The sequence below is a fragment of the Thaumasiovibrio clandestinus genome, from assembly GCF_047250365.1.
Taxonomy (GTDB): Bacteria; Pseudomonadota; Gammaproteobacteria; order Enterobacterales; family Vibrionaceae; genus Thaumasiovibrio.
On sequence record NZ_JBLBVL010000019.1, the window covers coordinates 33,778 to 50,020 of the forward strand.

Annotated in this window: 11 protein-coding genes; 4 read left to right on the plus strand and 7 right to left on the minus strand. The window is 43.7% G+C overall.

Annotated features, from left to right (window positions below; genetic code table 11):
• Positions 1-5 precede the first annotated feature (5 nt).
• From ACKLNH_RS17855 to ACKLNH_RS17865, 3 genes are all read left to right on the plus strand, one after another.
• Positions 6-1,520 carry an L-fucose/L-arabinose isomerase family protein gene (locus ACKLNH_RS17855; RefSeq protein ID WP_413113615.1) on the plus strand — a complete coding sequence of 505 codons (1,515 nt, stop codon included), beginning with the start codon at positions 6-8 and terminating at the stop codon, positions 1,518-1,520.
• A 15-nt stretch (positions 1,521-1,535) separates the two neighbouring features.
• Complete coding sequence (locus ACKLNH_RS17860; protein WP_413113616.1) at positions 1,536-2,375, plus strand: class II fructose-bisphosphate aldolase; 840 nt, start codon at positions 1,536-1,538, stop codon at positions 2,373-2,375.
• Positions 2,376-2,500: 125 nt separating this feature from the next.
• Positions 2,501-3,619 carry a zinc-dependent alcohol dehydrogenase gene (locus ACKLNH_RS17865; RefSeq protein ID WP_413113617.1) on the plus strand — a complete coding sequence of 373 codons (1,119 nt, stop codon included), beginning with the start codon at positions 2,501-2,503 and terminating at the stop codon, positions 3,617-3,619.
• A gap of 85 nt (positions 3,620-3,704) precedes the next feature.
• Here the strand turns inward: ACKLNH_RS17865 and ACKLNH_RS17870 are convergent, their stop codons facing one another.
• The 7 genes from ACKLNH_RS17870 to ACKLNH_RS17900 form a co-directional block, all read right to left on the minus strand.
• Positions 3,705-6,821: an FG-GAP-like repeat-containing protein gene (locus ACKLNH_RS17870; protein WP_413113618.1), complete on the minus strand. Its 3,117-nt coding sequence runs from the start codon at positions 6,819-6,821 to the stop codon at positions 3,705-3,707.
• An 874-nt stretch (positions 6,822-7,695) separates the two neighbouring features.
• Entirely contained in the window at positions 7,696-8,205 is a 510-nt protein-coding gene (locus ACKLNH_RS17875; RefSeq protein ID WP_413113619.1) for a hypothetical protein, read from the minus strand.
• A gap of 49 nt (positions 8,206-8,254) precedes the next feature.
• On the minus strand, positions 8,255-10,516 hold the full coding sequence (locus ACKLNH_RS17880; RefSeq protein WP_413113620.1) for a beta-galactosidase: 2,262 nt from the start codon (positions 10,514-10,516) through the stop codon (positions 8,255-8,257).
• Between the two features lie 503 nt (positions 10,517-11,019).
• Entirely contained in the window at positions 11,020-11,490 is a 471-nt protein-coding gene (locus ACKLNH_RS17885; RefSeq protein ID WP_413113621.1) for a NanQ anomerase/TabA/YiaL family protein, read from the minus strand.
• Positions 11,491-11,539: 49 nt separating this feature from the next.
• On the minus strand, positions 11,540-11,941 hold the full coding sequence (locus ACKLNH_RS17890) for an ATP-binding protein (protein ID WP_413113622.1): 402 nt from the start codon (positions 11,939-11,941) through the stop codon (positions 11,540-11,542).
• 21 nt (positions 11,942-11,962) lie between these two features.
• Positions 11,963-13,234, minus strand: coding sequence for an oligosaccharide MFS transporter (locus ACKLNH_RS17895; protein ID WP_413113623.1), 1,272 nt, complete (start codon positions 13,232-13,234; stop codon positions 11,963-11,965).
• Between the two features lie 432 nt (positions 13,235-13,666).
• Positions 13,667-14,674, minus strand: a complete 1,008-nt coding sequence (locus tag ACKLNH_RS17900; RefSeq protein ID WP_413113624.1) for an Ldh family oxidoreductase — start codon at positions 14,672-14,674, stop codon at positions 13,667-13,669.
• A gap of 437 nt (positions 14,675-15,111) precedes the next feature.
• Between ACKLNH_RS17900 and ACKLNH_RS17905 the strand changes: the two genes are divergently transcribed.
• On the plus strand, positions 15,112-16,194 hold the full coding sequence (locus ACKLNH_RS17905; RefSeq protein WP_413113625.1) for a glycoside hydrolase family 117 protein: 1,083 nt from the start codon (positions 15,112-15,114) through the stop codon (positions 16,192-16,194).
• Positions 16,195-16,243 lie beyond the last annotated feature (49 nt).

A 16,243-nucleotide genomic window follows, 5' to 3' on the forward strand; every position in this document is an offset into this window, starting at 1 on the left:
CCACTATGACAGTTAACTTCTTACAACGTACCGGTCTGCTTGAACAAAGCATGCAATCACTGGTCGCAGCAAAAGCACCACGTAAAGACGTACCAGTTGGCTTTATTGGCATTGGCTTCGAGCTGCACTTTGACTGGGCCAAAGCCAAGCAGTCTTATACTCAGGCCGTTTCTGATGTAAAGAGCGTGTTCAGCGAGTACAACTCGATGCTGGCGGAACAAGAACCGATCCAGACCAAAGAAGAGATGCTCGAACTACTGGAGCGCTACTATGCCCAGGGGATGAAGGCATTGGTGGTCTACCAAGCCTCTTACATTCAGGGTGACCTGGCGCTGGCGCTGGCGCAGTGGCTGGCTGACCACGATGTTCCTGTCCTGAGTTGGTCTCACACCGAGACTACCGGTGGCAGCCTGACCGCTAACCGCCTGTGTGGGCAAAACTTCCTGCTTAACAACCTCTCTTCTATGGAAGTGAAATACTCGTGGATCTTCGAAGAGCCGGGCGATGCCAGCCTGGAAGAGTCACTCGGTCGCTTTATCCGTACCGCGTCAGCCAAAGCACGCCTTAAGCATGCCAAACTGCTGATGGTCGGCGGGATGCGCGTACCGGGCTTCTACGATTGTGAGCTGAATGAGATGTCAATCGCCAAGCACTTTGGCCTGGCGATTGATCGCATCGACATGCACACCATCTGGCGTCATGGCGAAGACAAGTATGACGACACTGCTCTGGCTCCTTTGGTAGACAAGCTGCTTTCTAACCCCAAGGTAGCCAACAACTTTGTCAAAGACGACGAGCTGAAGAAATCGGTTCGTCTGGCACTGGCTATCGCCGATTTTGCCAACAGCAACGGCTATATTGGCGTGGCACTGAAGAACTGGCCTGAGCTGTTTGAGAACTATGGCATCTCTGGTGATGGTGCGGGGGCTCTGGTTCAGGATCTCGGTATCCCAGTCGCTGATGAGTCAGATATGGGTGCCCTGCTAACCATGGTGGCGTTTAACGAGTTCACCATGAGCGAAGGCTTGCCAACCCTGATGGACTTCTCTTACGTCAACCACCAGGAGAACAAGGTGGGTATGTGGCACTGCGGCGGCACATCCACCAAGCTGCTGCGTGACAACACCCAGCTTGAGATCCGCAATCACAGCATTCTTGATAACTACGACCCGGAAACCTCTTACGGCATGCTGTTTGAGTTCCTCCAGGAGACGGGCCCGATCACGATCGCCAAGTACCAATACCCACATGCATCAACCATCTTTGCTTTTGAAGGGGATATCGTTGACTCACCGATGCGCTACCGCGGCTGTTACGGTGAAGTCAGCCCAACCACGCTGTGCTCAAAGTCGATTGCCAGTTCAATCATGAACTACGGTATGGACCACCACTGGGTCGTTGCCCGTGGCCATCTTCTGGAAGACCTACGTGAGTTCAACTACTGGATTGGCATTGAAGAACTTGCACCAACTGCAGCGACTACCACAGGTCGCGGCTTACCGAAAAAACTCGATTTCTAAGGGACGGAACCGACTATGTCTAGCAATTTAACCTCACTGCTGAACACTTATCGCCGCGATAAGCGCTGCCTGGCAGGCTTTAATATCAATGATATCTACGACCTACACGCCGTCGCACTGGCTGCTAACGAACTGGACTTGCCATTTATGGCGATGACCTACCCGCCGGTCGCTGAGCTAAACGGCACCTACCTGTGTCGCAAGATGGTGGATGGTTTTGAGCGTACCGCCAAGCAAAACATCTATCTGCACCTTGACCACAGTACCTCAGTGGACCTATGTAAACAGGCGATTGATGATGGCTACGACTCGGTAATGATTGATGGCTCGCACCACGACCTTAAGACCAACATCCAGATGACCCGCGAAGTGGTCGACTACGCGCGTAGTGCCGGGGTAACGGTAGAAGCGGAGATCGGCAAAATCATGGGCCGCGATGTGGTAGTGCAGAGTGAGGACGACTACCTGGCCTCGGTGGCTGAGGTGGTAGCCCTGTGTGAAGAAGCCGGTCCGAACATCGTTGCCGTTGGTATCGGTACCGCACACGGCTTTACCCCGACCACGCCGAAGATCCACTTTGACCGTCTGCAGCAGATTGCCAACGCCGTACCGAATCCGCTGGTTCTGCATGGGGGCACCGGTATCGCCGATGCTGATATCCAGAAAGCGATCACCATGGGCATCGCCAAGATCAACATAGGTACAATTGTCCACACCACCTACATGCGCGAAGCGCACGCCGAGATCAACAAGGATGTCGGCTCTGCCTATCCACCGGTGATCATGAAAGACGTGATCCCTCGCGTACAGGCTGTGGTCCTAGACCGACTCAAAGCGGTTAACCCCCACCTATAACCTTTTATGCGCTCTCACACTCCCCTCGTGTGTGGGCGCGCTTTTTAAACGCATAGCCATGCGCTCCTCACCACCTTGCGTGGAGAGTATCGCTATGTCTTTAAACAATCTTCAGAGGTAACAACATGGTAGTATCTATACCTAACCAAGCTAGTGTTGCGGTCCTAACCGCATTGAAAACATTCGAATTCAAGCAGTACCCGCTGCCTGAGATCGCCGATGACGAGATCCTGGTGCGCGTCGAAGGCTGTGGTGTGTGTGGCACCGATGTCCACGAATACCGCAATGACCCTTTTGGCGTGATGCCAATTGTGCTTGGCCATGAAGGTACGGGCGAGATCGTCAAATTGGGCAGCAAGATCAGCAAAGACACCATCGGCAAACCGGTACAAGTCGGCAGCAAGCTGATCACCAGTATTATTCCTTGCGGCGAGTGTGACCCTTGCGTCAACACCCCGGGAAGAACCAACCTGTGTGAAAACATGGGCTGTTATGGCCTGATGGGCGACCAGCCAGAGAACCGCTTCAACGGCTGGTTTGGTGACTATGTGGTGCTCAAGCCGGGTTCGACCTTCTTCAATGTCTCTGAGTTCAGCCTGAAAGAGCGCATTCTTATTGAGCCGGTCGCCGTCGCCGTCCATGCGGTAGAGCGAGCAAAAACAACTGGACTTATCAATTTCGCTTCAACAGTTCTGATCCAAGGTGCAGGCCCTATCGGCTTGTCGGTGATTGCGGTGCTAAGAACTCTCGGAGTGCTGAATATCATCGCTGTTGACGGGCAAGTTTCTCGTCTTGAACTTGCTAAGGAACTGGGCGCAACCCACACTGTAAACTATCATGATTTCGACTCAACCGACTCACTGGTCGCCGAAGTGCAATCACTCACCAAAGGTCGTGGCGCCAAGTTTGCCTTCCAGTGCACCGGCGTGCCAACAGCAGCCTCTACTGCACTAAAACTTGTTGAACGAGGTGGCGGCTTGTGCGAAGTCGGTTTCTTTGTAAATAATGGAGATGCATCGTTCAACCCTCACTTGGACATCTGCAATAAAGAGATTACGCTGGTTGGCTCTTGGGCATATAGCCCTGAAGACTACCCAAATGCGATTGGATGTATGAAAGGTATCAAACAGATTGGTTTGCCCATCGAAAAACTAGTCACCCATGAGTTTCCGTTGTCAGAACTGACCGAAGCGATAGAGACAAACATCAGGATGGAAGGCGTAAAAGTAATAACTGTTAATTAGTAACTATATCCATCGACATCACACCAATAATTGCGCCCCTCATATTAACGCGATAATGATAGGGCGCAATTTCATGTTACATCGTCTACTCGTTCACAAAATTCAGTGGATAAATTTCATGGTCGTGCATAGTACCATCACTAGAAGTGAACGTAGCTCGCAATGAGTAAAAATGACCATCCGGCAGTTCGGCAGTTGGTATAACTCCCTCTAGAGGGATAGTAAGCGTTGTGCTACCCGATTCATTCCCTATGGCCGTTTCGTCAACGACAACAATGTCTCGTTTAGGTATCCATTTACTTTGAAAATGCCTTAACCAGACTCGAACGCCGCCTTCATCAGCAGAGATCGCCTTATTACCCGTACCTGCATTGTAATCGAGTGAAATAGTCATGTTCTCCCCCAAAGGTAACGGCTCATTTGCATAGTGTTGGCTGTCCGATATTTTAACGAAGCCTTTTACAGGAGCAGCCACCGTTACATCAATACGTTGTTCTATTGACTGATCACTGGTAGAGCGAGCCATAATTGTAGTGCGACCAGCATTCCCCCCGGTAACAACACCTTCATTGCTGACTGATGCAACACTACTATCGGAACTAGACCATTGCAATGTGGTATCGTCCGGCAATAGAGGATTAAACGTCACTTCTAACCGAGTATTTTGACCACTTAACAACGACAGTTCACTCTGTCCAAAGTCTATCGCTGTAAGCGGTCGTGGAATCCAGTCGCCAATCGTTACCTTGACGGTAGCTTCAGCACTGTTTGCTTTGCTAACTGCTTTGACTATCGCACTTTGTCCGGGTTTACCTAGAGCTACCACTGTCCCCAACTGATCGACTGAAACAATATTGCTATCACTACTACTCCAGTTTACAGAAAGATCTGCGTTTTTCGGGCTAGCAGTAATCTCCAGAGGCATTGATGTACCAGCTCTTAACTCTGTAAGCGGAGAGTGAATATTCAATGACTCAGGATCGAGCAAATCCGTATAAAATAGCTGATTGGCTTTCTTGTTCCGAAATTCAACTTGCTCGCCATTTCGCCATGTAATAACGATAGATTCGATCTCTTCCACATCACCAATACCGAAGTGTACAATGTTAAGCAAGCTTTGAGAGAACACCTCACCCGCTGAACCGACTCGCTTCCTCCATGTATCATTTGCGGTTTTAACCGTAACCTTGGCACCAATGGGGTCAATGTTGTCAACTGGCGAGTAACCAACGCGAACCGTCGCGTAATTACCAATATTCTCAGTTTGGTTGCTGTACAAATACCATTCACCAAACTCACTACCACTTAAAATGTCAACGCGACCATTTCTATCAAAATCAAACGCCTGCCCCATATCTCCGTAGCCTGGGCCACCAACATCCGATGCACCATGCATAGTGAGAGCTTCGTATCTGCCATTGTTATTCAATAGCATGAGGTCAGAAATCCTATGGTTAACATTCCCCCAACGATAAATCAATAAGTCTTGCTTTCCATTGTTGTTAAAGTCTCCGGTCGTTACCCCTTGCGCATTTCCGCCCATTGGAATACCCCATTGTTCAGAGACATCAACAAACTGATCACCATCATTGCGAATCAGAAAATCACGAAGGTTTCTGTTTTCAGGTACAAACTGCAGATTATAAGAAGTGACGCCAGTTAAATTAAACTTATAGGCCCAAAAAAGATCTCCCTTTCGAACCAGAGCAGCTCTCCATTTGCCATTTCCTACATGACCGAAGTAGACGCCACTCTCGCTAATGTCATCAGGCCAACCTTCTGCATCTTCAGCAGTGAACTCGAACTCTTCACCAGAAGCGACTGGTGTCGCCATTTTATTTTTACCTAAAAAGATAGGATAATCCTTGTTGCGGAATCCGAATTGTCCAAGAAAATAGTAATTATCGAGCTTAAGCGTTCCCTCCGCGGTGAACTCCCACTCCTCTGTTCCATAATAAGGTCTTGGTTTAATTGAGAACTGCCGTAATTCCGGATCGAAATCAACCGACGGGGCTTCCCCCCTTCCGTGCTCAAACTCTTTCCCTCGTGCAAAATAGAGATCAACATTGCCATCATTGTCAATATCCAAATCCACGACGGCAGATATCTGTTGGGCTTCAACTAATTCCTGCGGAAACTTGGAGGTAATATTAGTAAAAGTGAAATCCCCATTACCTAACCACACTGACATTGGCCGCGAATGCCCATACAGCACCAGATCATCGATACCATCGTTATTTAGATCAGTAATCAACGCCCGTTCTGTTTTTTGATCTTGTATACCCTCAACCTCAACCATCTCGAACGAACCATCACCAAGATTCCGATAAAAATGATGTTGTGGTTTATCACCAAATATACTTAATTCATTAACTAGGACGAAATCCAAAAGGCCATTCCCATTGAAGTCACCCCACTTAGCCCCACGACCACGCGCGCCTCGTTCAATCCCAACATCTCCGGTATAAAGCACAAACTCGCCATTATTGTTGTTATAAAAATTGGTTCGTGTCGGATTTCGGCCATTACCGCCCCCTTGGGATAAGATTAAATCTAGGTCCCCATCGTTATCATAATCTGCAAATGATGTTCCATGAAGATCATGCATAAACCACCGAGAAAGATCCTTATGGTGCTTCGTTACCGTGCCATCTCCGTTATTCCAATATAGCTTACTAGATACGTCATTATGATTGTTAGCCACAAAATCATAAAACCCATTATTATTAATATCGGCAACCGAAGGGCCACCATATTTCAATGAGCTAACTTTATCCAATCCTGCTTGAACAGAGATGTCTTCATACTGAGGTACGACAAGGCCATCCAGATCTTCAAAATGAAGGCTTTCAATCGTGACCTTTGACGTTAAAGCCTTCAATTTAAGCTCTACAGGTCCCAGTTCATCGAAGTTAACTACAGCTGAGAGCGTATGTTTACCAGGAGAAGCAATGTTGTAATTATCAACAATAAGCTTGTTATTTGCATAAATACTGAACGTCGAATACGCTCCCTGATTGTCGAGTTCAAGAACAATTCGCTTAGTTTTACTATCACGAACCTCCGCCTTCATTATGACCGACTCTACTGGGTCGACCATAATTGGAGTCTCAATCAACGGTTCTGCGTTGACAGATATCAGCCCCAAAAGAGAATAAAGTGAAACGGAACGCAACACCCGCATATAATTATATTTACTCATTCCTTGCCCTATTAAAAAAAGAAATTAATATCAACACGTCAAACAAAATAATCTTCATTATCATAATTTAGTCATCAACAACCCCATAAGAAAAAAACACCTCATAACTTTAAATGTTATTATTTCCAAGCGTCCATGTATTGCGCTAGAATGGCAAATTTTAGACGCTAATTGACCTGAGCTACTTAATGTGAACGTTATCACACACCCCGCATGAATTACTATGAAAGCCAAACCAGAGACATATTTGAACGAAGCGCAACACTTTAGAGTTTTCTAGTCTGCGCTTCGATACTATTTATTATTATTCACCTATTGAAATGGTGTATATATTAGAAGATTCAGGAAAGTTAATTTCGGGCAATAGAATCATAGATTATCGACCCGGACACTTGATTTTCGTGCCATCTAACTTACCTCAGCGATTTTTATCCAATAGCGATTACAACTGGGCTAAGTCGATTATCATTCATGTTACACCTGACATTATCAATAGTGAACTATTGAGCACTTCCTACTTTCAACCGCTAAAAAATCCTCTCAAAAGCACAGCGAAAGTATATATCCATAACTCTATTGATGAGCCCACCGCAAATATAATAAAGCAATTAACAAACAATAATAAAAACATGCTCTCTTGCGCAATAAGATTATTAGAGCGCATCTCTTCTAGCTACATCGTAAATCACGTAGACATAGACTTCCAGCATGAATTAAAAAACAAAAAAATATCATCTGCGCTAACATGGCTACAGAGTAACTATAAAAGAGACATCACACTTAAAGAAATAGCAAAATATTTAAACATGGACACTTCCACATTCTGTCGACAATTTAAAAAAGGCCTTTGGCGTATCAGCAAAAGCAATTCGAATCAATCTTTTGTCAGGGGTGCCGCAAAACCAAAAATAGTTTGAAATATTCGGTCCAATTGTTCGCGCTGTTCTGCACTGCCATTAATCGTAACCAACCCCTCTACTTTTGCAAAAGTCCAACTCAACTTTCTCGTGACTAAGCCATGTAATACGTCGGTCTCAGTGATAAGTACCGGTAAGTCGCCACTTTCTTTGTACGATAAGTTTATCGACGTGCTCGTGGAATCGAATGAAGACAGGTGACCATCAATAGGCTGGCGCAAGTGAAAAGCAACAGACTCATTATCGGCATTTTTCACCATCTGAAGGAAGGAAAAAAGCACCATCGCGTCATTGGATGATGGGGTAAGAAGTCCCGTTTTTCGGTTATGTTGAATATAATAGCTAATTGTATGAGAAAGCTCAGCAGTCAATCCGTCAACTTCGAGCCCATGAAAGGGACAAGCAATACTCGGTAGAGCTAGAATTGCTGCAATCCAAGACACAATACGCGTATTGGTTATTTTCATAATATTAACCCCAAGGAGGTTGGCACATTATGCCAACCTCTTTTTGTTGCTACTTGCTATAACGCCTTTTATACATCTGACTATGAAGACGCTGTGCCGCCTCTACCATAGGTGCATAAGGGACATCTGCCGTCGATACAAAACCAACATTATAGTTCTCACCATCAAAAGAACGACCAGCAATAGGTGAGTCAATATACTGGAACCAGTGTGCGCCGATAAAGTATGGGTTATCGATAACCGTATGCATGTATGCTTCATACATTTCACTGCGTTCTTGCTGATTAGCTGCACAAACCAACCCTGGGTGGTAAAAACCAACATCTTTTGAGCCAATATGAAACTCACCGATGATGCTCGGCATATCAATCTCCGGCAGGAAATTCCAAGGTTCGGGATGTAGTCCTTCTTTGTAGTAGTTATAGCTAATAACGTCACAGTGTTTTGCGGCTGCGCGCACGACATCAGGAGTCATACCCCAATCGGCAAAACGCACGCCAAGATACAGGTGATTAGGAAGCTGAGCTTTAAGCTCCTCATTCACGATCCGGAAGTATTCAGAAGCATACACTTCAAGTAAAAAACCATAGTCTGCAAGTTGTGCGTCGTTGTTTTCGAGTCCCTTCACACCACTAGCAAACTGTTCCCACGACGCTATCGTTGTTCCCCAGGCTATGTTTAAAGCATTTATCTCACCATATTTATCTTTAAGCGTTCTGACGAACACTGCTTTCGTTGGGCATTCTACTGCATCACGGCCAAGAGTATGGATAGCAATACCATGCTGCCCTTCAATCGAGCCCATTCGTCCCCAACTCTTTTCATTGTCGATAAAGATACCAACACACCAAGGCGTGTCTTTTATCTCTGAACGAACTTGGCTAACCGTAGCACGAGCACGCTCTCTAAATACAGGGTCAAAAGGATCTGGAAGTGCCGCCCAGAAATCGTCACCACTGCTCACCGTTTTAAAATCACCAATGATCCAACCGTTCGCAAAAAAAGGAATCTTCTCATTACTATAGAACTCAGGGTTAGTCCAGTTGCCTAATGAAGTAAAGCCCCAGTTAAGCATTCTATCCATAGTGACTTCACGCCAAGTATCAAGATAGTTATTACCATACTTCCTCTGCAAATTGGCCGCATAAAAGCTAAAGGTTTCTCCACGTTCTACCGGACCTTCAAATAATTCTCGCATATAAGCATAATGCTCGCCCAATGGTTCATCGTAGTCAGGTAGCCACTGGAAAATGTCCCGACGAGACTGGTTTGCGACAAATGCTGTCGCCTTAGCTTCACTCGGAACAGTAACTTTCTCTTTAGAGTCCTCTGGTGTAACGTCGTCGGATGTTCTTGCCTCTACTTTACCGTGATCATAGTCAACACCAGTAATCGTATAGGCATTTGCGAGACGAATAATATCTATACCTGTCGCAAAATATGGGTAACCTTCTGGATCGACCAATGACCATTTCCCATCGATCTTTTGCGTTCTGAAGTAACCTGTTGCTTCTTGTCTCGGTCCATTTTTAAACCCACCGAATCGACTACGATCTGGCATTGCCCCCTCTTTTAGGACCTGGAGTTCACGTTCAGTTCTTTGGGCTAGGTCGTCATCAGACTGAACTTTTTCAGCATATTCCGCATCTCTATTCTGTCCATATTTATCGATAATGCCTTCCAAAAAGCTTGGATTAGGCTCAGGGTTCAGCATCAAACGGAAGTTATCGAACACAAGATGATGATCAATAAGAGTGCCATGAACACTCAATTCGATTTTTTTAACACTAGTTAAATCGACATTCATTAACCCCCACATCCAAGTAGCATAAACGTAGGGAGTATCAAAGGAGGCTGGGTTTGAACGAAAACCAGAATCGAAGTTCGTTTTACCTTTTAAATACTCACCCTTTAGCTCAACAAGATAAGTATCACTCGAGTCTTTCGGAATATTGACACATCGGCTATGCATCTGTCCTTTGTGGTCAAAAAGATTGATGAACAACTGGGTGGAGCGATGCCCAACATTTGCCACATCAAAAGCAAAACTAAAGGCAGGTAATTGGCTCCAGTCCCATACTTCACCTTCACCGGGCTCTAAAAATACCGATGTGTAGAAGTTATCTTTGCTTTTCGTGTCAACTTTCAAGGCATGTTTTCCAGCCGTAATCCCCACACTATCGGTGATGATCGTCGCGTCTACATTATTAAAAGAAAACTGCTTAGGAATGTGGGCATCATCGAAATCAAACAGACGTATAGAAGTATCATGTTCAGAATACTTGTTAGCATCTGATTCTAAAACTGACATGGTGTAAACCTCAAAGTAGTAACTAGCAGTACTGTATGTCTGCCGCCAAAATAATTGTCAACCAATTTACCCTAATACATCAACCCGATCATTGATCAGGTTCTCAAAACTAGCATCACGTATATAGAATTTATTCTATTTAGCCCCATACTTCAGAAGGTATTTACGCAAAAATGCCGAATAAAAGGCAAAAATCAAGAGCAAGATCGAATATTTATTTATTAACTTAACTAGCTTGACATATATCTATACAATCCTAGCAAGATAATTCTGCACTTGCGAAATAAAACGGGGATTATTCATAGTCGTAAATTTAATTAGTGGTGATAGTGACTCGTTCTTCTGGATTCATATCTTTACCTTATTTGCTAGGTTATTATAAGGCTCAATTTTTCTCCAAGATCATCCACTACTCCTATTGTCTGAAACCAGAAAAGCCATCGCTCAACATGCCTAATACAGGAAATCAGGTGTCATGTTGGATGGCTTAAACCGAACAGAGGTTATTTAGTTTGTAAACACTCAATTGGTACTTTTACTATAGCTTTCCTTACCAACATTGATTCGCATGTCGCACAAAGAGGTCTATGTAATTGGTCTGGATAGAACAGGGCAAAGTCTCCCTTACTTAGATTGACATACTGTTCATTTTCGACTGTACTGAAAAACATCACGTCATTATCAATATCATTCAGACTTTTCAACTTTGCATCTAAATGATTACTGTACCCAATAGTTTCATTACCGTTAAGAAGAATCTGGATATCTACATACTTTTTGTGTATCTCTGCCTGACGATTTTCCAGTAGCTCAGTCTTACCTTCAGCAAGCACAACAAAGACACCTTTGTTACCAATAGGGAATTTTCCGTTAGTGTGATTGTTGCTAATTTCAATAGCATTCTTTATCCAGCCCCTAATATCCTCGCTGACATAAGGAATAAGAGACAACTGATTAACATTACCAAATAGCACTCAAGTACCCTCATTCAAAAAGGAGATGCCAAAGCACCTCCAAACTAAGTTAAAAATTTTGATGGTATACGGCGTTGTTCTTTAGATTAATAATCTGCTTTAGAACAACATCTTCCGGTGCATCTCGCTTATACCTTTCAGGGTCTTTTGAATCCATAACCAAACTGAATACTTCATACCCATGATTTTTTGCGGCCTGATAAAAATAGTCCAAATCCGCGTTTTTTGAAAACGAATTTGTAACCGCAATTTTCTCTACGCCATCGCGCATTAATTGCAGCACAGATTCTCGACAATAATTATCCGCATGAGGCTTTAGATTCTCATCATACTTATTACGCCCGTACTTAGCGTAATAATCCCAGCATGAGACAACGTCTTCACATACAGTATTTGCAAATTCTGTTTTACCTGTTCCAAAAGGACCACGTACAATATATAGTATTTTCATAATTACTTTCCCTATGTAGTCTTATGCCGTTACCGTCTCGCTTGATTCATCCTGGCTTACATCGGGCTTTGGCGAACTCAAAGTAAACATTGCAAGTACTGTCGCCATTGCAGCAAAAACACCGAAGTAAATGTAGCTCATTGAAAACCCGTGAGAGTCGTACATTGTCCCCATAAAAGGTGAAGCAATAGCAGTCATTATGTTGTTAACTACTTGGAAACCGAACATATAAGTGAACGAATTGACCTTTTTGTCAAACTGCTCTGCAATATAAGCAAATATGGAAACAATAAGTAATGGATTGACTATACCGAACAGAAGCTTGGCAATGACTGCTAGATAAAGATTCTTTTCTCCCAGACCGGCGTAACCTATCATAAGTAAGAACGAGGTAATACCAATAGCCGTGAGAATTAGGCTTCCCTTTGCGCCGATTTTTTTAATGACAAATGGAACACTAGCACTTACTAAAAATAGGAATATTGCCGTCAACCCATCCATATTTGAGCTAAATATGATCCCTTCTTCTTGCGTTGGGAAAAAGCTAATAAAGTAACGTGTAAACTGAGTCATTGACGTCCAAAATACGACTGAGATAGTACCAGCGTATGTCATGAACGCCCACATTTTTGGATTCTTAAGAAGTTCAATAACGTCCGATTTTTGAATTTTCTTAGCGGAGATAACCTCATTGTCAATTTCATCCAAATGTTCCACACGCAAAGAAAATATAAAGAATAACATCAACAATGCAGCAACACTACACGCCACAAAAATCAGGTCAGGGTCAATATTATAGAGATAGCCAGCAAGGATAGCGGATGCCCCCCACGCGGCAATACCGAAACCATTTACCAAGCCGAAATCATTGTCGTGGCAACGTGCAAAACGGTCTGAGTATGAAGCGATCACACCACTGCCGGCCTGGAAAAGCATACCCAAGTAAACAGAACCTGCTATGATTCCAGGTATGAAAGTGGTCGATTCACTCAGCAGTGGCCCATATACATAAATATAGAAAGGACCGATCATTACGCTCAATACTGAGATGAAATACAATAGGTGTTTTTTTAGCCCAAGCTTATCCATGGCGTAACCCATCACAGGCTTGAACAATACCGCAATACCAGTCTGCAAGCCAAACAGCACGCCTATCTGTGAGCCATCAATACCTACTCTATCGTTTAACCAAACTGCAAATAGTGACCCTGAACTTAGCGACCAGAAAAAATTGTAAAAAAAGTACATCAGGCAAATTTTGCCCATCGCTACTTTATTGGAATCGGTTTTCATAATTACTCCGTTATAAACCTAAACTGCCATTACATGGCCTGCCTTAAAACCCTACAACGAATACTACACAATGATTTACCAATATAAAGTGACAGGTGTAACACTTTTCGCCACTGGGTAACTTACTGAGAGTAATGGTCAACCAATTTATTTGTGTTTTTGTGGGTAATTAATAGAATAGTGATTAATAAAGCGACAGACCGCCATTAATGCAGCAAAGAAATGCAGCAAAGAAATGCAGCAAAGAAATGCAGCACGGTAACCTTATAGGATACGAATTCAAGTGGCAATTGCGTAGAAAACAATTGTAAACAGCAGTAAAAACGTGAACTAAACCTTACAATCTGCTCACATCCTAGATCAGAAGTACTTTCAAAAAAAGGCGACGCGCCTAACATGTAGGCACCCGCCTAGTCGCAAAACATACGAATCTTAGCTGGTTAAAAACTCGAACACCCCACGTGCGACTGGAATTCCTTGTTTTAAACATTCTTGCGTGTAAGCAATCTGTGGATCATTTGGTGCCATCACCTTCTGAGCACCAGGGACAGGTTTTACTTGTCTTAATTCACTGACAAGTGCAGCCATTGTCGCTGAAAAGAGAGGGGTACCTAAACGCTCTGGATTAATGACGATAATAAGACTAGCGAGGTTGCGATACTTCTCATAGTCACCATACATCTTAACGATATGATTTCCATAGTTTGCTCCCATCAGAACTCCGGTTAGTGCATCGATAGCCAATGCGATGCCGGAACCTTTGTGTCCGCCAAATGGCAACAAGTTTTCGACTTTATGTGGATCAGTCGTTGGGTTGCCATCAATATCAATTGCAAGACCATAAGGAATTTGAGATCCGGTCTCTTGAGCATGTAGAAGCTTTCCAAATGCAGTTGCGCTTGTTGCCATGTCAACAATCATAGGGTGGCTACCCTCAACAGGAAAACCGAAAGCAATGGGATTAGTACCCAAAAATCGACCAGCTCCGCCATGTGGTGCAACACAGGAATCCGTTTGAGTCATACCTATCCCTATCATCCCAGCTTCAGTAGCCATGTTCATAAAATAAGAGAGGGCACCGCAATGAGATGTACTTTTAATACTAACAAAACCAAGTCCTGTCTCATAAGCCATGTCAATCGCTTTATCTGTTGCTTTAATCAGTGCAGGGTGACCTAATCCATTATCCGAATCCAACACCCCAACCGAAGGAGAAATTACATCAAACTTGTGTTTGGCATTTGCATTTAAACCACCAGCATTTAATCGTTGGCAATAATGCTCCACTCTCATAACGCCATGAGAATGCACTCCAGTAAGATCTGCATAAATAAGAACATCTGACACATCAATTGCATCACTTTCAGAAAACCCTGCTTCCGTTAGTTTCTTAAACGTCAGCTCCCTCAGTTTCCCTTCACTTACCTTTACTGTTGTCATAGCTGGCCTCTCGAGCGTACACAAAGCGTACGAAAAATCTGTTTCTTCAAGTGTTCATTACGTTTTAGTGGCTTAACCATAATCTGGCCAACCAATAGATGTATTTATAATTGATAGATCGATGAATTTCAGTGAACCATGTCACAGTGGCACACCAAACATGGGAAATTGGCACGCCAAAGCAAAAAATAATAAATATATTTACTCTTTTTTCCTTTATGCAATGCTACTTTTGGTCATTGTATCTCTAATATAAATCGACAAATATTATTTATTTAAGTTACATGCTTATTACTTAAACAACTAGAAATGCAGTATGTATCGCCCAAATGTGCACGCTATCACGCTATCTTACTTTGCTACGCCTAGTCTATTGCACCAAATTTAAAATTGGTTTACCTTTCTAGCATTATTAACTTCAATTGGTTGAAGCAAACATGGAAAACTCAAGTAACAAACTTAGTCTCGCCAGCCAACGTGCTATCGAACTAGGCTACGATGCTAAAGGCCCAGAGTGGATGATTGAATTTGATGTCGCTATTCTCAAAGGTGACTTCGAGTATGAAGAAGGTGTCATTCGTCGTGACCCGACAGCCGTAATTCAAGTCGATGGCATTTATCATTGTTGGTATACCAAAGGTGAAGGGGAAACCGTTGGTTTTTCTGGAAATGATCAAGACAAAGTTTTCCCTTGGGATCTCACCGAAGTATGGCACGCTACATCCAACGACGGCATCACTTGGAAAGAACAAGGTCCGGCCATTCAAGCAGGTAAAGCTGGTCAATACGATGATAGAGCGGTATTTACACCTGAGGTTTTGGCACATGATGGCAAGTATTATTTAGTATATCAAACCGTTAAATCGCCATACACAAACCGTCAGTTTGAAGAGATTGCTATAGCATGGTCAGACACTCCTTACGGTCCCTGGACAAAGTCTGAGGCTCCAATTCTAAGTCCGTCGAAAGACGGAGAATGGTTAGGCGATGAAGACAATCGTTTTAATGTTAAATCAAAAGGCAGTTTCGACAGCCATAAAGTTCATGACCCATGTTTAATGTATTTCAAAGACAAGTTTTATCTTTATTACAAAGGTGAAACCATGGGCGAAGAGATGAATATGGGAGGTAGGGAAATCAAGCATGGCGTCGCGATCGCTGACCATATCCTTGGGCCATATGTAAAGTCAGACTATAACCCAATAACCAACAGTGGCCATGAAGTTGCTGTTTGGCATCAGAACGGCGGTATCGCATCTTTGATTACGACTGACGGCCCTGAAAAGAACACCATTCAGTGGGCAAAAGATGGCATTAATTTTGAAATAATGTCATACATCAAAGGTGCTCCTGAAGCTTTAGGTATTTACCGCTCTGACGAACAAGACACTACTTCAGAGCCAGGATTAGAGTGGGGCCTTTGCCACAAATACGACGAATCTTGGAACTGGAACTACATCTGTCGCTATCGTGTAAAACGTCAAATATTAGACGTAGGCACCTTCCAAAACAGTAACTAATCTTATCGATAGCCTATATATTGTTAACTAGATATAGGCTATCGCTGCC